24 protein-coding genes and 2 pseudogenes are annotated in these 23,238 nt (G+C 60.6%); 11 read left to right on the top strand and 15 right to left on the bottom strand.

The genetic code is table 11. From position 1 onward, the window contains the following. Positions 1–237 precede the first annotated feature (237 nt). Positions 238–1,200 carry a Gfo/Idh/MocA family oxidoreductase gene (locus SYN60AY4M2_RS09900; protein ID WP_240527890.1) on the top strand — a complete coding sequence of 321 codons (963 nt, stop codon included), beginning with the start codon at positions 238–240 and terminating at the stop codon, positions 1,198–1,200. 28 nt (positions 1,201–1,228) lie between these two features. On the opposite strand, the gene SYN60AY4M2_RS09895 is transcribed toward SYN60AY4M2_RS09900, so the two are convergent. The 3 genes from SYN60AY4M2_RS09895 to SYN60AY4M2_RS09885 form a co-directional block, all read right to left on the bottom strand. After that, the gene (locus SYN60AY4M2_RS09895; protein ID WP_041438576.1) at positions 1,229–1,792 is read right to left on the bottom strand and encodes a (2Fe-2S) ferredoxin domain-containing protein; all 564 of its coding nucleotides are present in this window, start codon (positions 1,790–1,792) and stop codon (positions 1,229–1,231) included. Further along, on the bottom strand, positions 1,776–2,042 hold the full coding sequence (locus SYN60AY4M2_RS09890; protein WP_041438578.1) for an Asr1405/Asl0597 family protein: 267 nt from the start codon (positions 2,040–2,042) through the stop codon (positions 1,776–1,778). Before SYN60AY4M2_RS09890 ends, SYN60AY4M2_RS09895 begins: the two co-directional genes overlap by 17 nt. Positions 2,043–2,188: 146 nt before the next feature. Further along, positions 2,189–2,740, bottom strand: coding sequence for a Dps family protein (locus tag SYN60AY4M2_RS09885; protein ID WP_011431259.1), 552 nt, complete (start codon positions 2,738–2,740; stop codon positions 2,189–2,191). Positions 2,741–2,988: 248 nt separating this feature from the next. Between SYN60AY4M2_RS09885 and SYN60AY4M2_RS09880 the strand changes: the two genes are divergently transcribed. Then, positions 2,989–4,242, top strand: coding sequence for a GTPase (locus SYN60AY4M2_RS09880; RefSeq protein ID WP_011431260.1), 1,254 nt, complete (start codon positions 2,989–2,991; stop codon positions 4,240–4,242). Positions 4,243–4,249: 7 nt separating this feature from the next. Here SYN60AY4M2_RS09880 and SYN60AY4M2_RS09875 read toward each other — a convergent pair whose 3' ends face one another. Next, positions 4,250–5,272, bottom strand: coding sequence for a glycosyltransferase family 2 protein (locus tag SYN60AY4M2_RS09875; protein WP_011431261.1), 1,023 nt, complete (start codon positions 5,270–5,272; stop codon positions 4,250–4,252). 49 nt (positions 5,273–5,321) lie between these two features. Further along, positions 5,322–6,284 carry an Hsp33 family molecular chaperone HslO gene (hslO, locus tag SYN60AY4M2_RS09870; RefSeq protein WP_011431262.1) on the bottom strand — a complete coding sequence of 321 codons (963 nt, stop codon included), beginning with the start codon at positions 6,282–6,284 and terminating at the stop codon, positions 5,322–5,324. Between the two features lie 373 nt (positions 6,285–6,657). Here hslO and SYN60AY4M2_RS09865 point away from each other — a divergent pair, with 373 nt between their 5' ends. The 5 genes and pseudogenes from SYN60AY4M2_RS09865 to ribB all read left to right on the top strand — a co-directional run. Further along, complete coding sequence (locus SYN60AY4M2_RS09865) at positions 6,658–6,945, top strand: DUF6464 family protein (protein ID WP_011431263.1); 288 nt, start codon at positions 6,658–6,660, stop codon at positions 6,943–6,945. A 281-nt stretch (positions 6,946–7,226) separates the two neighbouring features. Beyond that, on the top strand, positions 7,227–7,715 hold the full coding sequence (locus tag SYN60AY4M2_RS09860) for a M67 family metallopeptidase (protein ID WP_011431264.1): 489 nt from the start codon (positions 7,227–7,229) through the stop codon (positions 7,713–7,715). A 210-nt stretch (positions 7,716–7,925) separates the two neighbouring features. Then, the gene (locus tag SYN60AY4M2_RS09855; protein WP_011431265.1) at positions 7,926–8,207 is read left to right on the top strand and encodes a MoaD/ThiS family protein; all 282 of its coding nucleotides are present in this window, start codon (positions 7,926–7,928) and stop codon (positions 8,205–8,207) included. 2 nt (positions 8,208–8,209) lie between these two features. Continuing rightward, complete coding sequence (moeB, locus tag SYN60AY4M2_RS09850; protein ID WP_011431266.1) at positions 8,210–9,373, top strand: molybdopterin-synthase adenylyltransferase MoeB; 1,164 nt, start codon at positions 8,210–8,212, stop codon at positions 9,371–9,373. Between the two features lie 216 nt (positions 9,374–9,589). Continuing rightward, a pseudogene (gene ribB, locus SYN60AY4M2_RS09845) lies at positions 9,590–10,711 on the top strand (3,4-dihydroxy-2-butanone-4-phosphate synthase); the annotation flags it as partial. Positions 10,712–10,786: 75 nt separating this feature from the next. Here the strand turns inward: ribB and SYN60AY4M2_RS09840 are convergent. The 5 genes from SYN60AY4M2_RS09840 to SYN60AY4M2_RS14795 form a co-directional block, all read right to left on the bottom strand. Beyond that, on the bottom strand, positions 10,787–11,212 hold the full coding sequence (locus SYN60AY4M2_RS09840) for a hypothetical protein (RefSeq protein WP_011431268.1): 426 nt from the start codon (positions 11,210–11,212) through the stop codon (positions 10,787–10,789). Positions 11,213–11,348: 136 nt separating this feature from the next. Continuing rightward, positions 11,349–12,338, bottom strand: coding sequence for a GntR family transcriptional regulator (locus SYN60AY4M2_RS09835; protein ID WP_041438581.1), 990 nt, complete (start codon positions 12,336–12,338; stop codon positions 11,349–11,351). Further along, on the bottom strand, positions 12,335–12,694 hold the full coding sequence (locus SYN60AY4M2_RS14500) for a transposase (protein WP_228375323.1): 360 nt from the start codon (positions 12,692–12,694) through the stop codon (positions 12,335–12,337). Before SYN60AY4M2_RS14500 ends, SYN60AY4M2_RS09835 begins: the two co-directional genes overlap by 4 nt. Positions 12,695–12,735: 41 nt before the next feature. Next, complete coding sequence (locus SYN60AY4M2_RS14495) at positions 12,736–13,191, bottom strand: transposase (protein WP_240527816.1); 456 nt, start codon at positions 13,189–13,191, stop codon at positions 12,736–12,738. Beyond that, complete coding sequence (locus SYN60AY4M2_RS14795; protein ID WP_228375326.1) at positions 13,091–13,336, bottom strand: helix-turn-helix domain-containing protein; 246 nt, start codon at positions 13,334–13,336, stop codon at positions 13,091–13,093. Before SYN60AY4M2_RS14795 ends, SYN60AY4M2_RS14495 begins: the two co-directional genes overlap by 101 nt. 439 nt (positions 13,337–13,775) lie before the next feature. Here SYN60AY4M2_RS14795 and SYN60AY4M2_RS09825 point away from each other — a divergent pair, with 439 nt between their 5' ends. After that, the gene (locus SYN60AY4M2_RS09825; protein WP_041438584.1) at positions 13,776–14,354 is read left to right on the top strand and encodes a DoxX family protein; all 579 of its coding nucleotides are present in this window, start codon (positions 13,776–13,778) and stop codon (positions 14,352–14,354) included. A 38-nt stretch (positions 14,355–14,392) separates the two neighbouring features. On the opposite strand, the gene SYN60AY4M2_RS09820 is transcribed toward SYN60AY4M2_RS09825, so the two are convergent. The 3 genes from SYN60AY4M2_RS09820 to SYN60AY4M2_RS09810 are packed head-to-tail and all read right to left on the bottom strand — an operon-like array spanning position 14,393 to position 18,442. Continuing rightward, positions 14,393–16,624, bottom strand: a complete 2,232-nt coding sequence (locus SYN60AY4M2_RS09820) for an RNA degradosome polyphosphate kinase (protein ID WP_240527815.1) — start codon at positions 16,622–16,624, stop codon at positions 14,393–14,395. Between the two features lies 1 nt (position 16,625). Then, positions 16,626–17,585, bottom strand: coding sequence for a branched-chain amino acid ABC transporter permease (locus SYN60AY4M2_RS09815; protein ID WP_099812822.1), 960 nt, complete (start codon positions 17,583–17,585; stop codon positions 16,626–16,628). Then, positions 17,585–18,442 (bottom strand): branched-chain amino acid ABC transporter permease, encoded by an 858-nt coding sequence (locus SYN60AY4M2_RS09810; RefSeq protein ID WP_011431273.1) that lies wholly within the window; start codon positions 18,440–18,442, stop codon positions 17,585–17,587. The genes SYN60AY4M2_RS09815 and SYN60AY4M2_RS09810 overlap by 1 nt, the downstream gene beginning before the upstream one ends. Positions 18,443–18,547: 105 nt before the next feature. Here SYN60AY4M2_RS09810 and lptC point away from each other — a divergent pair, with 105 nt between their 5' ends. Both lptC and SYN60AY4M2_RS09800 read left to right on the top strand, forming a co-directional pair. Next, positions 18,548–19,549: an LPS export ABC transporter periplasmic protein LptC gene (gene lptC / locus SYN60AY4M2_RS09805; RefSeq protein ID WP_099812821.1), complete on the top strand. Its 1,002-nt coding sequence runs from the start codon at positions 18,548–18,550 to the stop codon at positions 19,547–19,549. Positions 19,550–19,631: 82 nt separating this feature from the next. Beyond that, on the top strand, positions 19,632–21,296 hold the full coding sequence (locus SYN60AY4M2_RS09800) for a sulfatase (RefSeq protein ID WP_099812820.1): 1,665 nt from the start codon (positions 19,632–19,634) through the stop codon (positions 21,294–21,296). Positions 21,297–21,299: 3 nt separating this feature from the next. Here the strand turns inward: SYN60AY4M2_RS09800 and SYN60AY4M2_RS09795 are convergent, their stop codons facing one another. Continuing rightward, the gene (locus SYN60AY4M2_RS09795) at positions 21,300–21,788 is read right to left on the bottom strand and encodes a DUF3531 family protein (protein ID WP_011431276.1); all 489 of its coding nucleotides are present in this window, start codon (positions 21,786–21,788) and stop codon (positions 21,300–21,302) included. Between the two features lie 431 nt (positions 21,789–22,219). Between SYN60AY4M2_RS09795 and fabG the strand changes: the two genes are divergently transcribed. Next, the gene (gene fabG, locus SYN60AY4M2_RS09790; protein ID WP_228375524.1) at positions 22,220–22,963 is read left to right on the top strand and encodes a 3-oxoacyl-[acyl-carrier-protein] reductase; all 744 of its coding nucleotides are present in this window, start codon (positions 22,220–22,222) and stop codon (positions 22,961–22,963) included. 45 nt (positions 22,964–23,008) lie between these two features. Here fabG and SYN60AY4M2_RS14790 read toward each other — a convergent pair. Then, positions 23,009–23,238: pseudogene (locus tag SYN60AY4M2_RS14790) on the bottom strand (hypothetical protein); the annotation flags it as partial.

Genomic DNA, 23,238 nt, shown 5'->3' with positions numbered 1-23,238 from the left:
TTGAGGCATAACCTCAAAGTTCTGCTTACTTCGGACTTAAGTTCCTCCAGGTTAGTTATTGCCGCGCGGGTTTTGCACCGCAGTAGGTCGTTTTCCTGGAGAAGCTCTGTACTAAAAGAAGCAACTAAAGTGGCTCAAGGGCTTTTCCGCCTCGCACCCAAGTACGGGGCTACCAAGCTATCCTTTTGTGTAATGCTACAGAAAGAGACAAGCAGGGGAAGGAAACAGGCCTTGCGGGTGGGGATCATTGGCACTGGCTATGCAGCTCGCTCACGGGCAGAAGCCTTGCGCAAAGATGGGCAGGTGCAGATTGTGGCAGTTGCTGGCCGAACCCCTGAGCGAAGTGCTGCTTTTGCCGCCGAGTTTGGGGCGGCGGCCTATTCCGACTGGTCTTCCCTGTTCTGCGAGCAGCCGCTGGATTTGGTGTTTGTTAGCACCATCAATCGGGATCATGCGGCCATCGCCCGTGCCGCCCTGGAGGCCGGGATCCACACCGTTGTGGAATATCCCCTGGCCCTGAGCGTTGCCGAAGCTCGCTCCCTGGTGCAATTGGCAGCGGAACGGCAGTTGCTGTTGCACGTAGAGCACATAGAGCTCCTCAGCGGCGTTCACCAGTTGCTGAGACGGGAGCTGGCAGGGCTGGGCAAGTTGTTTGCCGTTCGCTACATTACCCTCACTGCCGCCCACCCTGCCCCCGACCGCTGGACTTATCGGCCCGACCAGTTTGGCTTCCCCCTCACAGGGGCTGTCTCCCGCATCCACCGCCTGGTGGACTTGTTGGGAAAGGTAGAGCGGGTGAGCTGTCAACTGCGCTACGACGGTCCAGACTTGCCCCACCGCTACAGCAGTTGCTACTGCACAGCCCACCTAAGTTTTGCCAGTGGGCTGCTGGCGGTGTTGACCTATGGCAAAGGGGACTCCCTGTGGTGCTCCCAGCGCCTATTGGAGTTCCATGGCCAGCGGGGGGGCCTGCTGATCAACGGCGAAGAGGCGACCCTGTTGCGCCCTGGCAGCGCCCATCCCCTGGAGACCGGATCTCGCCACGGCCTGTTTGAGCAAGATACCCGCATGGTGCTGGCTCACCTGCGCTGCGGCAGCCCTCTCTACGTGGATCCGGAGAAGATGCTCCACGCCCTAGCTGTGGCCGAGGCCGCCGAGCGGTCTGCCCAAACCCAGCAGGTTGTCTGCGTCCAGGATTAGATCCCTTAGCAGCAGGCGACGTTGCCGCTCAAGGAGAAGGAACTGGGTCTGCCAGCGGAAAGTGCCGCTGCAACAAAGCCGGGATCCCTTGCGGAGAAACGCCGCTGTAGCGAGCCTTGTCGGGCAGGAACACCACGTTGGGCCCCCGTTTGCAATCTTTCATGCAGCCCACTCCCTGCACCCGGATGGTCTCCGGGTAGGCCGCCAAGTGGGCCTGCAGAGCCTGCATCACCGCCATCGCCCCCCGCCGACAGCAATCAGACTTCTGACAGACCAAGACAACGCCTTTCCTCCCTTCCTCCGCTCCGGGAGCGGCCTTGGGGGAAGCCTGGACAGGAACCACGCGGCAGAGCACCCATTTCTCTCGCCCCTTGAATGGATCCACCTCCCGCTCCCCGGCGATCTGAAGCCTATCTCCGGGTTTGAGGCTGCGGTAGAGCTCAGAACGCAGCGGCTTGGGGATCTTGCCAGCAAACACTTCTGCCCCGGCCTGCCAGCGCAAGTACTTGAGCTTGCCATCCTTATCGGGAAGAAATCCCAGGAACTGGCCCTCTGCCTCAAACGGGATCCTTTGCTTAGCCAACTTGCTCATCTTGTCCCCCAGCGTTGAGCTGCCAACATATCTCTAGGCTGTCCAATAACTCCCGCCGCCGCGCCGTGTATTGGCGGATCACGCTGCGCACCTGCACCAGAGCCAAAGGCGTGTCCACCTGCACCTGCAAATGACCCTCTCCCGTACAAACCGCTGGGATCCCCAACTCCACCAGCCGCCGCCCAATGCGCCAGCGCTCCCCCAAGGGGATCTGCAAACAATAGCCGCTCCCAGAAGATACAAAGTTCATGGCCAGAAGCAACGCCTCATCAATAAGAGTAGACCTGGAAAGCTACTAGGGAGAGTAGTTCTCAATAAATGCTTACAAGAAAAACAAAAGCCAGCGCAGAGAGGGTAGCAGGCTCGCCGACCTGACGGGCCTGCCCTGGATCCCGACTAGGCTCTGCCGTCCATCAAGCCAAACACCAGGCTGTCGTTGGCCAGGAAGTGGCTGAGGTGGAAGGCCCGGTCTTCCGTCTTCAGCAAGATCTGCTCGTAGAGGTAGCGGGTGGCGCGATCCCCTAGGCTTTCCGCTTGAGCGGCCTGACGCCGCAGCAGATCAATGATGGCCTGCTCCGCGGCCAGATCGTTCTTCAGCATTTGCCGCGCCTCAAAAGCGCCATCCGGCTCAGGGGTAAAGCAGCAGAGGCGAGCCAAGGTGGCAAAGGTGGCTACCGGCACACCCCCTAGACCTTCAAGGCGTTCTCCCAGGTCGTGAACATGTTCCCTCACCTGCTCGTAGTGATCCTTGAATAACTGGTGCAGCGGGTAGAACTCGGTGCCCTCCACTACGAAGTGATGCTTCTGGTATTGCAAGTACAACCCTTGGAAGCTGGCCAGAAGGGCGTTCATCCCCTCGCAGATCGGCTGGGTCACCTCCAGGCCGAGGGAGACAGGGTTGTTGCGCACGCTGTTGAAGGCCTGGCGCAAGGTTGCGGTTTCAGACATAGGGCAAGGTTCTCCAAGGTAAAGAGGACACAGCTATCTACCCAGTCTACTTGATTGAGTCGATCCAGGAGATCTTGGGGCTGTCCCCACCCCAGCATAGTCCAACTCGGCGCTTCTTGTGAACAGCTCTCAATAAAGTGCTGGTTGTAGCAGAACCGGTGGGCCGGTCAGGGAGGAGTCGCATCCCTTCGCGATTTACACTAGACTGGGAGCGTTAGCCCAGTTGATCCCGTACTTGGGGATGGAGCATGTCTCAAACGGAGCCGGAAAGCCGCTCCTGGATAGAAAAACTGATTCGCCTAACCCATCAAACGGTTGCGCGAGCTCGGGGGCAACAGGGAGATCTAGAAGATTCGGCCGGCCACCTGTTCAAACGCCACCTGTTCAAACAGAGCCTGCTGGAAGCGGAGGCCGAAATGGGCCATTGCAACGTCCTGGTGATCGGCAAAAGCGGGGTGGGCAAGAGCACTTTGGTCAACGCGGTGTTTAAAGATGAGCTGGCCCGCACCGGCGTCGGCAGCCCCGTCACCCGCCACATTCGCCAATATTCCAAGCAAGGTTGCCCGATCACCATCTACGATACGCCTGGCATGGAGTTGGCCGGCGAGCAGAATACTCAGATCCGCCTCGAGGTGGCCCAACTAATCGACGAGCTGCGCCTCAAGGATCCTGAACATCACATTCACATTGTTTGGTATTGCATCCACCACGAGCTGAAGCGGCTGGAGGAAACCGAGCGCAGGTGGCTGAGGGAACTGGAACTCAAAGATGTGCCGGTCATCTTGGTTTTAACTCAATGCCTGGAATACCCCAATCCGGAAGAGAGCGAGTTTTTCCAGTATTTGCAGCGCCAAAATCTCCCTGTTCGCTACATTGTTCCTCTTTTGGCTAAGGACAAGGTCATTAACCGGCAACTCACCATCCCCGCCCACGGGCTGGAGCATCTGATCGGCTGCACCTTGGAGCTGCTGCCGGAAGTGGCTCGCCTTGCCTTTATCCGCCAGCAATTGCTGCGGGTAGATCTCAAAGCCGATGCTGCTTTTAAGTATGTATCGGGCTATGTGGCCAGCGCGGCCTTTATTGGGGCAACCCCCCTTCCTTTTGCCGATGCCCCTCTGTTGGTGGCTGCTCAGATTGGCATGATTGCCAATATCAGCTTTATCTTCGGCTACAAAGCTTCCCCTTCTTTTTATTACTCTTTGATGGCGGCTTTGGCAGGCGTTGGGGGCGCAGTGGTGACCGGGCGGGCCATTGTCTCGAACCTGCTGAAGCTGATCCCCGGCGTGGGATCCCTGGCAGGCGGCATCATCCAATCCACCACAGCCGCTACCCTGACCCTTTCCCTTGGCCTGGCCTATATTGAGCTGATGAAGGCCATCGCCCGCGCCGAAATCCAAGGAATCCAGCTTTCCCAGAAAGAGATGCAGGAGATCTTTGTGCGCGAGTACCAAGAATATGCCGGACGCAGAACCCAGAAAAATGAGGTGGGAATAAGAGCATAAGAGCTTTTCATCCCGGCTTTTGAGTGGGCAGCGAGCCCGAGCTGCAAACAGGATAGGATCCTGGAGAAGGCGAATGTCCTGAGGTCTCGAACCCAAAGGCGCCTTGGACTAGGTACAGTGGCCGGCCTTTCACCTCTTCAAAAACGCGGCCCAGATACTCTCCAATTACGCCCAGGCTGATCAACTGGATCCCGCCCAAAAACAAGGTCATCACCGCCAAAGAGGCGTAGCCGGGCACATCAGAGCCAAACAGCAAAGTGCGGATGATCAGAAAAAGGCCGTACAGCAAAGCCAGCACGGAAATCCCCAAGCCCAGATAGCTCCACACCCGCAACGGCCAAGAGCTAAAAGAGGTAATGCCTTCTATGGCCAGGTTCCACAACCGCCAGTAGTTCCACTGGCTTTTGCCGCGAAAACGGGGGGCGCGGTCGTAAAAAATGGCCACCTGACGATAGCCCACCCAGGCAAAGATCCCTTTCATAAAGCGGGTGCGCTCCCGCAGTTGCCTGATGGCGTCCACCACCTGCCGATCCAATAGCCGAAAGTCCCCGGTATTGCGCGGGATCCGCACCTGGCTGAGCTGGTCGATGACCCAATAAAACCCGTTGGCCGTCAAGCGCTTGAGCCAGCTCTCTCCCCGGCGGCTGCGGCGCACCGCATACACCACCTGATACCCCTGCCGCCACTGCTGCAGCATCTCCGGGATCAACTCCGGGGGATCCTGCAGGTCGGCGTCGATGGGCACAACGGCTCTGCCCGCAGCGTAGTCCAAGCCGGCGGTGAGGGCAATTTCCTTGCCAAAACCGCGGGAGAGGTTCACCACCTTGATGCGGGGATCCTGACGATGGAAAGCGATCAGCTTTTCCAGCGTGTCGTCCTCGCTGCCGTCGTTGACACAGATGATCTCGTAGGGGATCCCCAACGGATCCAAGGTTAGGCGCAGGCGCTCGAACAAATGTTCCAGGTTGTCCGCCTCATTTTTGCAGGGGATGACAACCGAGAGCTCAGGGGCAGCAGGCTCAGAGGACATAGGAGAGCAGGGATCCCGTACCTGGCGATTATTCTGCCATCACGGGGTGCTATGGGTTTGCCGACATCTCCGCCACAATCGAGCGCAGCTCATCCTCTGAGATGCGGTAGACCTCGTTGCAGAACTGGCAAACCGCCTCTGCTCCCTTATCGGTGCGGATCATGTCGATGAGCTCGTCCCGCCCCAACATGCGCAGCGCCCCCTTCACCCGGTCGGAATTGCACTGGCAATAGAAGCGGATGGTGCGCACCTCCGGCGCGATCTTGAGATCCAAGTCGCCCAGGCAAATTTGCAACAGCTCCCGCAAACCGCCGCCGTAGGCCAGCATTGGGCTGAATTCCTCTACTTTGGCCAAACGGGCCTCCATCTCCGGGATCAGACTGGCTGGCGCTCCCGGCATGAGCTGCATCAGCACTCCACCGGCGGCGCGCACCCGCTGGGAATCGAGGTTCACCCCCAAAAGAACTGCCGAAGGGATCTGCTCCGAGGAGGAGAGGTAGTAGCTGATATCATCTCCCACCTCTCCCGAAACCAGTTCCACAGCACTGGTGTAAGGCTGGCCGTAGCCCAAGTCCCGCAGCACATGGAGGTAGCCGTAACGCCCAACGGCCTGACCCACATCCAACTTGCTCTCAGGGGTGAGAGGAAGTTCAATGGCAGGGTTGCTCACATAGCCGCGTACCGTGCCGTCCATGCCGGCATCTACGTAGATGCCGCCCAAGGGGCCATTTCCCTTCAGTTGCAGGTTGATCCGCGCCTGGCGTCGCTTCAGGTTGGCCGCCAGCAACAGGGCTGCACTCATAGCCCGCCCCAGCGCCACTGTCGCCACATAGGAGAGCTTGTGCCGCTCCCGCGCTTCCTGGACTGCCTGGGTGGACACCAAGCCCACCACCCGAATCTTGCCCTCCGCCGCCGTAGCCCGGATCAGGTGATCCGGAAGAGATGAAGGCGGTGTACTCTCAGAAATATCCTTGGTTCGCTTCAATCGTTCTGACCCAGAGGCATCCGTCATCACAACCTCAACTCCTGCCTCGAAAGCAAGCCTGCAGGGATCCCCTGGCGACTTACTTCTTTCCCCGTAGGCTCGCTGCCACTTCGCTATAAGTCGGAGCCAGCCTCTACTATACCATCATAGGCGGCTTATCCCCCTGCCCACTAGCCAGCAGCTTGCTCCGCTAGTTTTTCGGCTCAAAGCCAATCACCTTGCCCATGCTGCCGCTCTGCCCTCCGGTTGGCAAAGCGGTTCTTCATCCCAACTAAGATAGGGAGCGTTTGCAATTCTTCTGCAATTTTTCCCTCTCCTACCAGAGTGTGCCATCCTGAGGATCTAGGCTGATCCAACGCGACCCCCAGCCTGTTGGCCTTACTCTCTGGGTGACTGCTTCATGTTGGATAACCTCACTGCCTACGTCTCGGAACATGCGGCCAAGCGTCGCTGGCGGGAACGCGCCTACAGCCGCTTTTTGCAGGATTGGCGGCGACAAGTGGTGCTGCTGCGCCGCCAACGGGCCGGTGAATTCGGCCAGCCGCTGGGGGATCCCTCCTGTATTTTCAGCGCCCAGTCGACCTGGTTGCGCTGTGCCGTCAACCCGCGAGGGCCCTGCCAGGGCTGCCCCCACTATTCCCCGCTTGCCTCTCCGCTGCCGGATCCTCACCCTGATGTGCTCGGTTAGTTCGCCGGATCCAAATCTGTTCAGACTCCCACTCATGCCAAAGGAAAACCGGCGGCGAAAGAAGGGATCCCATCCCCAGTCAACCTTCGACACTCCCCCTGCCGACCGGCTGGTTAAACGCCAAGGCAACGGCATAGCTGTTTCCCCGGAGCGCTGGGGACTCTGCGCAGTTCCCCAGCTCATCAGCCCAGAGCTCTGCCCGCACCAAAGTACGGGGCTACCAAGCTATCCCTCTGTGTCAAAATGAAAGAACGGTAACTCCATCGGCAAAGGTGAGATTCATGGCCCTTCACCTCTCGGCAGAGCACCTCCGCGCCATCCGCCAGCATGGCGAGCAAGCCTTTCCCTACGAGGGCTGCGGCATTTTGATCGGCGAGCTCAAGGGAGCGGACAAAATCGTCCATGAACTCTGGGCGGTGGCCAACACCTGGGATCAAGCCGAAAACCCCTTGGCAGACGGCGAATCCAGCCGCCGCCGCTTCTTGATCGACCCGGCGGATTTCAAGCGGGCCAACGACCATGCCGTGCGCAAAGGCCTGGGGATCCTGGGCACCTACCATTCCCACCCCAACCACGCGGCTGTTCCCTCCGAGTTCGATCGCCAGCACGCTTTTCCCTGGGGCTTTTCCTGTGTGATCGTCAGCGTGCGCGAGGGCAAAGCAGAGGAGGTGGCCAGTTGGGTTTTGGATGAGCAGGAGCAGCCCCAACGGGAGCCGATGCAGATTTGGGAAGACAAATCTCTGCCCTCGCTTGTGGCTCGGGCTGGCTAGAGAAGCTGACTGCTGTTTTCCCGCCAACCTTCCTTCCAAAAATGAGGCTTATGGCTGAGAAGCTTTGGGATCCCTGGTGGGCAATGACTGGGGTGAGGGTTGTCGGAAAAAGCGGTACTCTGAACTTGATGAGGTGACACTTGGAATAGTTCAGCTCAGAACCTCAAGGTGTAGATCAACCAGATCGCTAGAACCCTTCCCCGAACTCCCATGGCAACCAAAGTCTTGATTCCCTCCCCCTTGCGTCCCTACACCGACAACCTGGAAGCTGTCGAGATCGAGGGCAGCAATGTCGGCGAAGTGATGAGCAACCTGATCGCCCGCTATGGCGAGCTAAAGCGCCACCTCTACACAGAAGACGGCAAGTTGCGCAATTTCGTCAACGTTTACCTCAATGACGAGGACGTGCGCACGTTGGCCCAAGGCGACAACACGCCGGTGGGAGAACAAGCCGTCATCAGCATCGTTCCTGCTATTGCCGGAGGGCGTTGACCATGTTGAACCTGGACACCAGCCAAGTCAGCCTCTCCCGCGAGGAGATGGAGCGCTTTTCTCGCCACCTTATCCTGCCAGAGGTGGGCCTGGAAGGGCAGAAGCGGCTGAAAGCGGGCAAGGTGCTGTGCATTGGCACCGGCGGGCTGGGCTCGCCCCTGTTGCTGTATTTGGCGGCAGCCGGTGTGGGGCGGATCGGCATCGTCGATTTCGATGTGGTGGATGTGTCGAACCTGCAGCGGCAGGTGATCCACGGCACCTCCTGGGTGGGCAAGCCCAAGGTGGAATCGGCCAAAAACCGCATCCTGGAGATCAACCCCTATTGCCAGGTGGACGTTTACAACACCGCTCTGAAGGCCCACAATGCCCTGGAGCTGTTTGCCAACTACGACGTGATCGTGGATGGCACCGACAACTTCCCCACCCGCTACCTGGTCAACGATGCCTGTGTGCTGACGGGCAAGCCCAATGTCTACGGCTCGATCTTCCGCTTCGAGGGGCAGGCGACGGTTTTCAACTACGAGGATGGGCCCAACTACCGCGATCTCTACCCCGAGCCACCGCCACCGGGGCTGGTTCCCTCCTGTGCCGAGGGGGGCGTGCTGGGGATCCTGCCCGGCATCATCGGCCTGATCCAGGCCACCGAGACGGTGAAAATCCTGCTGGGCATCGGCACGACCCTGAGCGGGCGGCTGCTGCTTTACGATGCTCTAAAAATGAGCTTCCGCGAGCTGAAGCTGCGCAAAAACCCCGCCACTCCCCCCATCACCCAGCTCATCGACTACGAGCAGTTCTGTGGGATCCCGCAAGCCACAGAACAAGCCAGCCAAGCGGAGATCCCCGAGATCAGCGTGGCTGAGCTGAAGGCGCGGATGGATGCTGGCCAAGACTTTGTGTTGGTCGATGTGCGCAACCCCAACGAGTGGGAGATCGGCCGGATCCCTGGCGCTCACCTGATCCCGTTGCCGCAAATCGAAAACGGCGATGGGGTGGAGCAGGTGCGAAAACTCCTCAACGGCTCGGAGCTAATCGTCCACTGCAAGAGCGGGGTGCGCTCGGCCAAGGCCTTGAAGATTCTGCAAGCAGCCGGGATCCAAGGGAAAAACCTGCGCGGGGGGATCCTGGCCTGGGCTGAGGCTTACGATCCCTCCATTCCCAAGTACTAGTTCAAAGCCCTGGCTGTCCCTTGCCCTGCAGTTGAAGGCACAAGCGGCCTGCCGCTGCGCGGAAGCCAGCCCAGTAGCAGTGCGGTCAAGGGCGGCTGTCTGTTTCGGCTTCTCTCCTGCCCTTTGTCCTGCTCTAGCATAGATCTTCGAGGGTTCCTCTCCCTTTTTCGCCTCCCCTTTTCCATGAGTGCCACTTTGCCGGCAGAGACAGAAACCATCTTTCACTCCATCCCCGAAGCCCTGGAGGACCTCAAGTGTGGTCGCATGGTCATCGTGGTCGATGACGAAAACCGGGAAAATGAAGGGGATCTGATCTGTGCTGCCCAGTTTGCCACGCCAGAGGTGATCAACTTCATGGCCACCTATGGGCGGGGCCTTATCTGTCTGGCCATGCAGGGATCCCGCCTCGACGAGCTGAAGATCCCGCTGATGGTGGGGCAAAACACCGACAGCAACCAGACAGCTTTTACCGTCAGCATTGATGCCGGGCCAGAGTTAGGGGTTTCTACAGGCATTTCCGCTGCCGACCGCGCTCGCACCATCCAGGCGGCCATCCATCCCCATACCCGACCGGAAGATCTGCGCCGCCCTGGGCATGTCTTTCCGCTGCGGGCGCGGGAGGGCGGGGTGCTCAAACGGGCCGGCCACACGGAAGCGGCAGTGGATCTGGCCATGTTGGCCGGGCTGTACCCGGCAGGGGTGATCTGCGAGATCCAAAACCCGGATGGCTCGATGGCCCGCCTGCCCCAGTTGATCGAATTTGCCCGTCAGCACAATTTGAAAATTATCACCATCGCCCATCTGATCGAGTACCGCCTGCGCACCGAACGGCTGGTGCACCGGGGGGCTATCGCCACTTTGCCGACGGAGTTTGGCCAGTTTCAGGTCTACGGCTACCGCGACACCCTTAACCAGGTAGAACACCTGGCGCTGGTGAAGGGGGATCCGACCCAATTTGCCGCCAAGCCCGTCCTGGTGCGGGTGCATGTGGAATGCCCCCTGGGGGATGCGCTGGGATCCCTGCGCTGCGACTGTCGCCGCCAATTGACCGCCGCCCTGAAGATGATCGACCACCAGGGCCAGGGGGTGCTGGTGTACCTGCGCCGGCAAGAGCTCAGCCTTATCGAGCAAATCAAGTCCTATGCTCGCCAAGATCTGGGGCTAGCTGAAACTGCGCCGCCAGCAGCGATGGATCTGCGGGATTACGGCATTGGCGCCCAGATCCTACGCGATGTGGGGGTGCGGAAGATGCGCCTGATCAGCAATACCTCTCGCCACATCAGCGGCCTGAAGGGATTTGGCCTGGAAGTGGCCGAGCGGGTGCCCCTACTGCTGGAAGAGGAGGACGTGAATTTGCACTTGAAGCCCTCCTGCCCCCTCAGCGGGAAATCCGAGCCGCAACTCTACTCCGGCTTAGGCCTGTAGAGCGTTGTAAGGCCGAGCGCCCCGGTAGAAGAGGGATCGCGCTGAAGGCAGCTCGGCATCGACCCTAGAGACCTCAGCAGCTCGCTCCCAGAAGCGCCAGAAGACTCGCCTGCGGGGGGAGGGAGACGGTGCCGCTGGCTGAGAAGAACCCCCCTGCAACAGTTGCTTCGGCAAAACCGGCACTTCCGATCCCACCCGCGACCACACCTCAAACCTAGGAGGGCGCACCACCACAATGCTGATCAAGGAGCCGCGATCCATCTCGCGGCGGCAACTGGCGATAGCGTCCTGCAGCCGAGCAAAGCTGCGGTTAAAAGCGTAGAAATAATCCTGAAAGCGGATGGCCTCCCAAAACCCTTCCTTTGTCACCGCCACATGGTCGTGGTCGGCGGAGGCGTAGTCGAGGATCACCATACGTGTAAAGACTGATTAGTGATGAATCAAATCAGGATGGTTTTTTACCGTATTTCCACTTAAGCACGACATTGCACAGCCCGTCATCCGCGAAATGGCTTGCTTGCAACAAAAGGAGTTTTCTCGCCCTTGCTGCTCATGGGATCCCGCCCAATTCCTGTTGCAGCTTGGCCATGGCTGCTTCTCCGATGTGAGGGGAAGCACAGACCAGGTTGGGCGTGCGGATCAGGTCGGATCGGGCTTGGCGCACCAGAGCGCGCAGGGTAGAGTAGCTGGCCTCGTCGCAGATGAGGGTGTGGGCGCGGCGAATCAGGGATCCCACCCGTTCCGTATCGGAAATCACCGCTGTCAGCACCAGCAGGTCTGCTCGCAAGCTTTGGACGATCACCTCGGCAACTTCTAGTAGGGCAGTGCTGATGCTCACCAGCCCCAGACAAGCGTGGGAAGGCAATTGGCGGATCAGGGCAATTTCGCGGGCGTAATCCGACACCTCCACCGGGAGCACACGGGCCCCCCGCGGCTGGGCAATGGCCTCGACAGCGCTGAGAAAATAGTGCAGCGTCACCACAGTGCCGGAATGGATCTGATCCAGCACGGCGGCCAGGTCTTCCAACAGCACCAACTGGACCCGGATGCCCAAAGTCTGTTGGATTTGTTGAGCCATGAGTTGTCCTGTGCCCAAGTCTCGGCGGGGCACGCACACCAGCACCTGAGCACTGCAGCGCAGCCGCCAGTCGATCTCGGCCAGCAGCAGATCCCGCACCTGCTCCAGAGAAAAGCCTTGCTGCTGAAGCTGATCGATGCCCTGACGCACCTGCTCCAGCGCCTGTTTGGATCGATCCAGGTTCTTGCTGAGACCGCGAGAACGGTTAACCGCCTGGCGAGCAGTGCCGCTCACGTAAATGCCGGAGGCGGCGCGAGTTTCCACCAGGCCCATGGCCTCCAGTTGGTGGTAAACCTTGTGGATGGTGTTGCGATGCAGGCCCGTCTGCATGGCCAACTGACGGGTGCTGGGCAGGCGACAGCCGGGAGGAAATTGCCCGCAGGCAATGCCAAAACAGAGCAAGTTGAAGAGCTGGACTGAGCCAGGGATCCCGCTCTCCGGCTGAATAGAAATGCGCATCATGGCCTGCTTTTCTCCGTGACGTACTCCCGCACCCATGCTGACGCATAGAGTGCAGGCTTCCCAGTGACTCCTGCCCGATAGCAGGACATTTCCTGAGCTTGAAGAACGGGACGCCCCACCGCTCTGGATTTGATGACCCTCGCCGAGTTGTGATCCCTGCCAATACTCAGCCCACAGTGCGGACAATCGTGCCACCGCTCATGCAGCTTTTTGGGCACATCTCGACCACACCCCGAGCGCTCTTGACTCGTGCCATTTGGATCCCCTGCAATCGTCAACAGCCCAGCTCTTTCAGCCTTGGCTGCCAAGATTTGCAGGAACTCACCCCAACCGGCGTCATGGATAGATTTGGCCAACCTTGTCCTTGCCAGACCTTTGATGTTCAGCGCCTCATGGGCTATATGTCTTGCAAAAGCTGATGAGCAACTTTGTGGTGAAAATCCCGGCGCTGGTTGGCTACTTTCTGATGCGCCTTGCTCAACCTCTTGACCGCTTTCTGGTAGCGGTTTGACCCCTTCTGCTTGCGCGATACAGACCGTTGCAGCCGCTTGAGGGGCTTTTGCGCTTTACGGTAATACTGAGGAACCTCGATAACCTCACCCTCATCGGTGACCAAGAAAGAGCTTAGCCCCAGGTCTATCCCCATCGTGTTTTCCCACGTTGGGGGGTCAGGGCTCCATTCCGGGACAGACGGATCCTGCAGGCTCAAGGTGAAGTACCACCCATCCACCTTGCGGGTGATGGTGGCCGTTTTAATCACGAAGCCGTCCGGCAAAGGACGGTGTTGGATGAGCTTGACCGGCCCAATCTTGGGCAGATGGATAAACTTTCCCCGGATACAGTCCTGCTTCATCTGAGGGAAAGCGATTTTGCTCCCACCCGTTGAACCGTTCTGCCAAGCGATAGTTGTACTGCTTACGCAGCAGCTCCAGCCACTCACCCATCAGGGCGACTTGGCTAGCAGTGGGCCGCAAGCGGTACTGGTAAGCGGTTCTCATGATGAATGCATTGTACCTGTTGAACGCTCCCGCCTCTCATCCCGACTCTGACCGGCCCGCCCCATATATCCCCTCGCCCCCCTATATCCCCCCGTATACGGGGGGACTGGGGGGCTGGGGGGCTGGGATATAGGGGGGTACAGAGCGGGGCTTCCAGGACTACGTCCCGCTAGCGCGAACGGCGGATTAGCTAAAGACAGGGATCGTCTGCCAGAAGAATTGCGCCAACACTTCACAAGGATAGGCACTCGAGAACGGCTCGGGCGCATCTTGTCCAAGCGACGCTGCGGGGGCAGGGATCCCCTCTGTTGCTGCGCCCACCCCCAACCCAATGGCCGACGATCCGGCCTCCGAAGGACAGGGGATCCCGCCCTGGTCTTGTTACAGAAATTTAGAATCGTTACAATAGTTAGCATCTTTGCATTGCAGGTTGCATCTCATGGCACTCACTCAGCAGTTTCCCGTGCTGCTCGTCTCGGTTTTGCGTCACGACAGCGTTCCTCCGCGGTGGTCCCAGTTGGGGTGGACCGTCTTGCGGGTGGTGGCGGGGCTATTCATGATTCACAACGGCCTCGACAAGCTGGCCGATATCGAAGGGTTTGCGGCGGCCTATGTGGAAGTGATCGGCTTGCCGTTCCCCATCTTTTTCTCCTATGTAGCCGCCTACACTGAACTGATCGCAGCTCCCCTGGTGGCCCTGGGCCTGTTCACGCGGCCCGCCGCATTGAGCCTGGTGGCCACGATGGCGGTGGCCATGTTTCACCACATCAAGGTGGCCGGCTTCAGCATTCCTTACCTGGAGCTATCGGCCATCTACGCGGCCATCTTCTTGGCCTTTGCCGTCAATGGCGGCGGTTGGTTCTCTCTGGATCAGCTCTTGGTGAACGGCATTGAGGCGGGGCTGAACCGCTCCAGCCGACAAAAGTTGGAGAGCTTGCAGTCTTCGCTGCAGGCCACCGAGCAGGTGATCGCCCTGGGCGAGCAAGAGGCCGAAGCTGCCCAAACCCCTCGCTCCTAAGCCAACTTCCCAGAGGGAGAGGGGACCGGGGGTGAGGGCTAAAGGCGGCTGGCGGCCCGCTCCATCAGGCGTTGGTGGGTGGAGCGTACCGGCTCTCCCGGCTTGGGCTGTCGCTGTACGTAGGTGCCATCGGGACGCAATTCCCAAGCTTGCCGGTTATCCGTCAGACAGATCTCCAAGATCGCCTTCAGCTCTTGCTGCAACAGGGGATCCTCTACAGGGGTTACCACCTCGACGCGGCGATCCAGGTTGCGGGTCATGTAGTCGGCGCTGCCGATGAAGTACTCTTCCTGGCCGCCGTTGTAGAAGTAGAAGATGCGGGAGTGCTCCAAGAAGCGCCCGATGATGCTGATGACACGGATGCGCTCGCTCAGGCCCGGGATCCCTGGCTTCAGGCAGCACATGCCACGCACAATGAGGTCGATCTCCACCCCTGCCTGGCTGGCCTCGTAGAGCACTTGGATCATGCGCGGGTCGGTGAGGGAGTTGACCTTGACGATGATGCGTCCCCGCTGGCCGGCTTGGGCATGGCGCATCTCTCTCCGGATCAAGGCTTCCATCCCCTGGCGCAGGGTGCGAGGGGCCACCAGCAGCTTGCGGAAGTGCCGTTGCCGCGAATAGCCCGTCAGCAGGTTAAACAATTCTGTTACATCGTTACAGAGAGTCTCATCGCAGGTAAACAGGCCCAAGTCAGTGTAGATGCGGGCGGTCTTGGGGTTGTAGTTGCCGGTGCCGATGTGGACATAGCGGCGCAGGGATCCCCCCTCTTCCCGCACCACCAGCGCCAGTTTGCAGTGGATCTTCAGCCCCGGCAGGCCGTAGGCCACGTGCACCCCAGCTTTTTCCAGCTTCTTGGCCCAGAGGATGTTGTTTTCTTCGTCGAAACGGGCTTTGAGTTCCACCAGGGCGGCCACCTGCTTGCCGTTCTCGGCAGCCTGGATGAGGGATCCCACCACCGAGGAGTCGCCGGAGGTGCGGTAGAGGGTTTGCTTGATGGTGAGCACCTGGGGATCGTTGGCCGCCTCCTCCAAAAACCGTTCCACACTGGCAGCAAAGGAATCGTAGGGGTGGTGCACCAGCAGATCCCCTTCCCGGATGACGGAGAAGATATCCACCGGCTCATCGCTGACCGAGGCAGTACGCAAGCGGGGAGGGGTGACGGGCCCCCAAGGGGGATCTTTTAAATCAGGGCGGTTGAGGTTGAGAAACGCCATCAGCCCCCCCATGTTGAGGAGCCCATCCACCTCGTAAACGGAGTCGGCATCCAGATGCAGCTCTTCGCACAGCCGTTGGCGAATGGCAGAGGGCATCGACTTGGCGATCTCCATGCGCACCACCGAGCCAAAGCGCCGTTTGCGCAGCTCTTCTTGAATGGCTGCCAGCAGATCGTCGGCCTCGTCCTCTTGGATCTCCAGATCGGCGTCGCGAGTGATGCGGAAGGGGTAGTACTCCAGCACTTCCATGCCCACGAACAGGGCCTCCAGGTGATGGGCGATCACCTGATCCAGCGGCACGAAGCTCACCCCGTCCCGCAGCGGCACAAAGCGGGGCAGGGTGTTGGGCACCTTGACGCGGGCAAAGTGTTCCTTGCCGGTCTCCGGATCCCGCACCACCACCGCCAAGCTGAGGCTGAGGTTGGAGATATAGGGAAAAGGATGGCCCGGATCCACCGCCAAGGGGGTGAGCACGGGAAACAGGCGGCGGTCGAAATACTCCCGCAGCTCCTGCCGCTCCGGTTCGGCCAGCTCGGAAAAATCGCGGATGTGAATGCCCTGTTCCGCCAGCTTAGGCACCAGTTCCTGCCGAAAACACTCGTGTAACTTTTGAATCAGGGGGCGCAGGCGATTGGAGATCTGCCGCAACTGCTGCTGCGGTGTGAGGCCATCTGGAGTCAGCACCAACACACCCGTCTCCAACTGACGGCGAATCACCGCCACTCGCACCATGAAGAATTCGTCCAGGTTGCTCTCGAAGATGGCCAGAAACTTCAGCCGCTCCAACAGGGGAGTGCGCTCGTCCAGAGCCTCGTGCAACACTCGGGCGTTGAACTCGATCCAGCTCAGCTCGCGGTTGAAATACTGCTCCGGCACGGCATAGCCCTCCTGGATGGGCGCAGTCGGGATCCCGGGCTGTCCGGCATCGGGATGGCAGCCTGTCGCGTCGGGGTTGTGGGGCGACAAGGGAGAGTCCGTTTCCTGGGGGCGCGGAGTCATGGTGGCAGAGGTCTGGGTTGTCTCAAACACGTCAACAACGGCTGCAGCCGACCCCATCCTATCCTGCTGGGTTCTGCTTAGACGAAACGGAAGTAGCCACAACAGGCTTGGGCGGACGTTCTGGCAACAGCCCTTGGGAGCGCGTGAGAAGAATCACCTGCAGCAAGATCCCGATCAACAAAATGCGCAAGGGGCCGGCCCGGGTGGCCCATTGGGGCGGCAGACGGTTGGTCAACCATTCGCTGCCCGACCACACGCCCCAAATCACCAGCGCCCCCAGCAGGGCGCCGCGGTTGTTGCCGCTGCCCCCGGCAATCAACATCACCCAGACGATGAAGGTGGCAAACTCCGGCTGGAAGGCTTCCGGGCTGATGAAGTTGACAAAATAGGCATAGAGCGCCCCCGCCAGCCCCATGAGCATGGATCCCAGGACAAATGCCTGCAAACGAAACTGGAGCACATCTTTGCCAGCGGCTAGGGCTGCCGGCTCGTCCTCGCGGATAGCCCGCAGCACCCGTCCCCAAGGAGAGCGATAGGCCCGCTCGCTCAGCCAGTAAACCACCGCCAAGACCAGCAGCACCAAGCCCAAGTACAGCAGCGTATCCTGTCCTGGGATCCAGCCGCGAAAGGGCCGCGGAATGCGGGTGATGCCACGCACGCCGTTGGTCAGCCAGCCCTCGTTTTTCAGGATTTGGCTGATGATCTCGGCAATGCCGATGGTGGCGATGGCCAAGTAGTCGGAGCGCAGCTTGAGGGTGATCAAGCCGATCAAGAAGGCGATCGCCCCGGCGGCGACCACCGCCATGGCAAAGCCCACCCAGAACGGCAGATCGAACCCGCCCAGGTGCTCAGGGGTGGGCGGCGTCGTGGCAATGGCGCTGGCGTAGGCCCCCACAGCAAAAAAGGCCCCCACCCCAATGTTGAACATGCCGGCGTAGCCCCACTGGATATTGAGGCCCAGCACCAGCACGCCGTAGATCCCCACCAAAACCAAAAAGAAAATGGCGTAGCTCAACATCAGGCCCGTCCTCCCAACAGCCCTGTGGGCCGCAAGATCAGCAACAGCACCAGAATGGCAAAGGCCACCCCCGTCTTGTAGGCTGGGCTGAGCACCAAAGTAGAAAACTCCTCCGCCAGGCCAATCACCAGCCCCCCGGCGATGGCCCCGTAAGGGCGACCAATGCCGCCGAGGATGGCTGCAGCGAAAACGGGCAACAGCAGCCGCCAGCCCATGGTGGGGTGCAGCCGCGTATCCAGGCCCAGGAAGATGCCCGCCACACAGGCCAAGGCGGCGCCAATGGCCCAAGTCCAGAGAATGATCCGCTCCGTATCGATGCCGGTCACCTTGGCCAAGTCAAAATTGTCGGCCATGGCCCGCATGGCTTTCCCCACCCGCGTGTGCTGCAAAAACAGGTGCAGCGCCACCACCAACAGCGCCGTTCCCACCAGAATCGCTACCCAATCCGGCTTGACGCGCAGCCCCCAAAACTGCCAGGGCAACTGGATGCCGCTGCGGTACACCTGGTTGTTGGGCCCCCAGAGAATCTGCACCAAGCTGCGCAAGATCAGGGCCGTGCCAAAAGAAGAGATCAGCAAAATCACCGGCGCTTCCCGGCGCAGGCGGCGATAGACCAGTTGGTCGATCCCCACCGCACACAGTGCTGTCGCCAAGGCCGCCGGGATCCAGCTCACCTCTAGCGGCCAACCCCAGCCGACAAACGTCAGGGCAAAGTAGGCCCCCAAGGTCATCAGATCCCCGTGGGCAAAGTTGGCAAAGCGCAAAATGCCAAACGTGAGAGACACCCCAATCGCCCCCAAAGCATAGATGCTGCCCAGGACGAGGCCGTAGATGAACAGTTGCAACAGTTGGGTCACACCTGCCCCCGCAATACCCTGCCCTGATGATGCCACAGCGGGATCCCATCCGGCCCAGCGGCAGGGTAAAGCTAGGGTAGGAGAAAGCGCGCAAGAGAGAGAGCCATGCAGCCCAGTTCTTCTCGGATCCTAGGTTGGCTAGTGGTTTTGGCCCTGCTGAGCGCTGCCTGTGGTGGGCCGGAGCCACCCCCGGCCAGGGATTCCGAGGCTCCTTCCGCACCCATCTCCACCCCCCAGTTGATCTACGAAGACATCACCCTCACCCAGGCCAAACCCGATGGTGGCCTGCTCTGGCGCCTCCAGGCTCGCCTGGCCGAATACGAGTCCCCCCCAGAAAATGGCACCACTCCCGTGCAGTTGGGATCCGCCCATTTGCAGTCTATCGAGGGAGAGTTTTTCGACGCAGAGGATCGCGCCATTCGCGTCCGGGCCGAGCGGGGATCCGCCTACCCCGGCGAGCGGCGGCTGGAACTGACGGGCCAGGTGGAGGTGGAATCGGAGCGGGACAACCTGCGCCTGCAGGCAGAGCGGCTGCAGTGGTTGCCGGAACAGCGCCTCCTCGAAGCCGAGGGCCAGGTGCAGGTGGAGCTGTTGGACGGCCGGGGATCTCTGGAGGGGGATCGCTTGCGCATCGACTTTGGCCAAGCCCAGATGCAACTGGAGAATCGGGATCCGAGCCAACCGGTGCGGGCCAAGTATCGGGATCCGGAGCTGGAGCTGGCCGCCCGCCGTTTCTTGTGGGAATTTGGCGCCGGCGAGGTGCAGGCGCTGGGAGCAGTCGAGGTGGATGCCCCCCAGCAAAGGGTGCGCCTCAGCGGCGAGCAGTTGCGGGCTCCGCTGCCCCTAACCGAGCTGCGCCTGCTGGGCAACGTGAAAGCCAAAGCCGTTCGCGTTGGCGGGACGGAGTCCCTGCAAACCGGCCAAGAGTTGCAGGCCCAAGAGATCCGCTGGCGCATCGGCTCCACCCAACTGCAGGCCCTGGGCAATGTGCGCTACCGCCAGCCCGGACAAGCCCTGACCGTGAGCGGCGACAGCGGCATCCTAGACTGGCAGGCCAACACCGCCCGGATCCAGGGCAACAGCCAAACCCAGCTCACTTTGCCCTAGGAGCCGGCGACAAAGGGCCGACAGGAGCATGTCAAGATAGTTTAAGAACCGTGTTGGGTGGGTTGTGGTGAGGAGTTCAGCAATGGCAGAGGCCGCCTTGGGGGAACGCCCCAACATTCTGTTGATCGTGCTCGATACCCAACGGGCGGATCGCCTTTCCTGCTACTGGTCAGAGGAAGAGCGGGCCCGCCAGGTGCCCACCAGCCCCAACCTGGATCGGCTGGCGGCAGAATCCACCCTCTTCGAGCGGGCCATCGCCCCCGCCCAGTGGACGATCCCCTCCCACGCCTCCCTGTTTACGGGGGAATATCCCAGCACCCACCAGACTGTCCAGGCAGACCTGGAGCTGAGCCCCGCCCTGCCCACCCTGGCGGAGCTGTTGAAACTGGGCGGCTACACCACCGTGGGCTTTTGCAACAACCCCCTGGTCGGGATCCTGAAAAACGGACTGCGGCGCGGCTTTGACACCTTCTACAACTACGGCGGGGCCCTGCCCACCCGCCCCCCCGAAGGCAATCCCTTGCCCACCCCCCTCAACCGCTGGCTGGCCGCCTACACCCAGTTTTGGCGCCGCCTCTCCTACCCGGTGCAAAACGCCTTTGCCCGCTCTGATACTCTCTTCCAACTGGCGCTGCACCCCTGGTTTGCCTCCCTCTGGACCCGGCTGATGAACTTCAAGGGCAACACGGCTGCCTCCATTGCTGACCTCAACGGTTACTTGCAGCAGATGGCCCGCCGCCAGTTGGATGGGCAAGCGCCGCCCTTCTTTTGCTTTGTCAACCTGATGGAGCCCCACCTGCCCTACTGGCCGCCGGAGCCCTTTGTGCAGAAATATGCTCCCTACTTCAAGACCAACCGCGAGGCGCGCGACTTTTTGCGGGAGTATAACGCCCAGCCCTACCGCTGGATGGCGCCCCTGCCCCAGCCGCTTTCCCCGCTGCAGGCCCAGGTGCTCAGGGACATCTACGATGCCGAGGTGGCCTACCAGGATCACCTGCTGGGATCCGTCTTCGAGACCCTGCGCCACACCGGCCTAGAGCAGAACACCCTGGTGGCCATCGTCGCCGATCACGGCGAAGGCTTAGGGGAACACGACTTTGTCGGCCACGCCTTTGTGGTTTACGAAGAGCTGATCCGCGTCCCCCTGATCCTGCACTACCCCGGCTACTTTCCAGCAGGAAAGCGCGTGGCCACCCCCGTTTCCACCCGCCGCCTCTTCCATACTCTCTTGGAAGCAGCCGGCTTCCGCCCCAGCCTTTCTCTAGCCAACGGCGCCCCCCGCGTCAGCCTCCAGCTTCGCCGCGAGATCGCCCGCCTCAGCCTGAGCCGCACCCTGGCCGGCGAGGATCCGGAGCAGGGAGTGGTGCTCAGCGAAGCCTTCCCGCCCCAGATTCTCCTGCGCGCCATGGAAAACCGCAACGACAACCTGCTGCAGGCGCGCGCCTGTTACGACACCCGCCGCGCTCTCTACGAAGGGGTGACCAAGCTGATCCAAACCGGAGATCGCCCCAGCCTCTACAACCTGGAGCAGGATCCGGCGGAACTGCAGGACTTGCTGGCGGCCGGGATCCCTTCTGAGCCGGGATCCCTTTCCCCCCAGGCTTGGCTAGACCGCCTGCGGCAAGGGCTGAGGCAGTGGTTGGAGTGGGCAGAATCGCGCCGGCCCAGCACCGCTCCTCGCCGAGTTGACATGGAAAGCAGCACAGACTTGGTGCGGCGGATGCAAGAGCTGGGCTACCTGGAGTAGGAGCTATTCCAGCTCTCCCTCTTCCCCCCAATGATCCCGCAGGTAGCCGTTGAGATCATCATAGACATCGGTCTCCTCGGGATCCGGTGTTGGCCAGTCCTCGTTCTGCCCGCCGATGATGACGCGGCTGAGGTTAATGTACTCGAGGCTGAGGGTGCGCAGGGCGTTGATCAGCACATCCAGCGCCAAGGCATCGGCCGTGCCCAGGTCAAACCAGCAGCGGGCCCAGTTGCCCTTTTCTTCCAAGGATCCCATGTTGTGCATCAGGGAGGTCAAGGGAGCTGAGTCGCTGGGGTACTCCAAATAGCTCAGATCCACCTCCGCCTCTTGGGCCACCAGGCGCTCGGCGTTGAATCCCCCCAGCTTGCCCAGCACATACCAGGATTCCAGCACCTCCTTGAGGTACTCCAGCTCCGCTGGAACCGGCGGCTCCGCAAACTCAAACCAGATCCAGAGATTTCCCGGATCGCACTCGCGAAACTCCACTTGCATGGACGGTTCCTCGGCTAGGCCTAGCCATCGATCTTAATCTGGCCCAGCTTACTGGTTTCTCCCCAGAGGGCAAGGATCCTCCTGGCGTCAGCGCTTAGGGAACACCGTTCCGCTTGCGCGAGCAGCGACAGCACCTACCGTTGGGGCCTGCGGCCCGCTGACGCGAGGGGGTCTCCCCAGCCAGTTGCTCAAACGCTCCGCGCTGCTGATGCGACCAGCCGCGGCCCCTCTCCCAAGAGGAGCTAGCCCTCACCCCCAGCCCCTCTCCCAAGAGGAGAGGGGAGTTTGGGATCGAGGCGACAGGCGGTCTCATCGCTGTTGGAACGGCCATAGGGGGGAGTCTCCCCGCCCCAGACAAGGCCAAAGCATCCTATACTGTTGCGGCGGTAGAAATAAGCGGGAAGCTGCTGCCTATGTCTGAACTTCTCCCCTTGCCCTCGCTCCATAACCAGGTGGCGGTGGTCACCGGAGCCAGCCGGGGCATTGGCCGGGCCATTGCCCTTCACTTGGGGGCGATTGGCGCCAAGGTGGTCGTCAACTACGCTCGCTCCGCCGCCGAGGCCGAGTCGCTGCTGCAGGAGATCGCCGCCCTGGGGGGCGAAGGGATGGCTGTGGCCGCCGATGTCTCCCAGCCGCAGGCGGTGGAACAACTCTTCGAGCAGGTGATGGGGCGCTGGGGCCGGGTGGACGTGCTGGTGAACAATGCCGGCATGGCCCGCGACACCTTGCTGCTGCGCATGAAGCCAGAAGATTGGCAGGCGGTGCTGGATCTCAACCTGACGGGGGTCTTTCTCTGCCTGAAGGCAGCCGCCAAGATCATGGTGAAGCAGCGCCAGGGGCGCATCATCAACATCACCTCGGTGGTGGGCTTGGTGGGCAATCCCGGCCAGGCCAACTACAGCGCCGCCAAAGCAGGGGTGGTGGGCCTGACCAAGACGGCAGCCCGCGAGCTGGCCAGCCGCAACATCACCGTCAACGCCGTGGCACCGGGGTTCATCACCACCCAAATGACCGAAAAACTGGATCCTGGCCCGATTTTGGCGCAGATCCCCCTGGGGCGACTGGGATCCCCGGCAGAAGTGGCGGGGCTGGTGCGTTTTTTGGCGGCAGATCCGGCGGCGGCCTACATCACGGGACAGGTTTTCGCCATCGATGGTGGCATGGTGATGAGCTAGGCACTGATACATTTACGCTGAACACTGCTGAACATCACTGTTCAACTATGCAGCGATAGCATTCTGTTTGTTTCCATTCGCGTTAGCGGGACGGAGTCCAAACAGAATGGCGGTATCCCGCAAAGCTTTGAGTAGAATACCCAAAGCGCAGTTTCCGTGTCGTCTTACTACCAATTTTCTGCTTTGCTTTGGCTACCATGTTGGCAGACTCGAAAGTAAACAGAAAGATCAACTGGTAGTAATCCGTACTGAACATATTATACATTATTTTCAGT

The sequence above is a fragment of the Synechococcus sp. 60AY4M2 genome (genome assembly GCF_002760375.1).
Taxonomy (GTDB): Bacteria; Cyanobacteriota; Cyanobacteriia; order Thermostichales; family Thermostichaceae; genus Thermostichus.
Note: the sequence above shows the minus strand (reverse complement) of the source record. Positions and strands in the feature narration are given on the sequence as shown.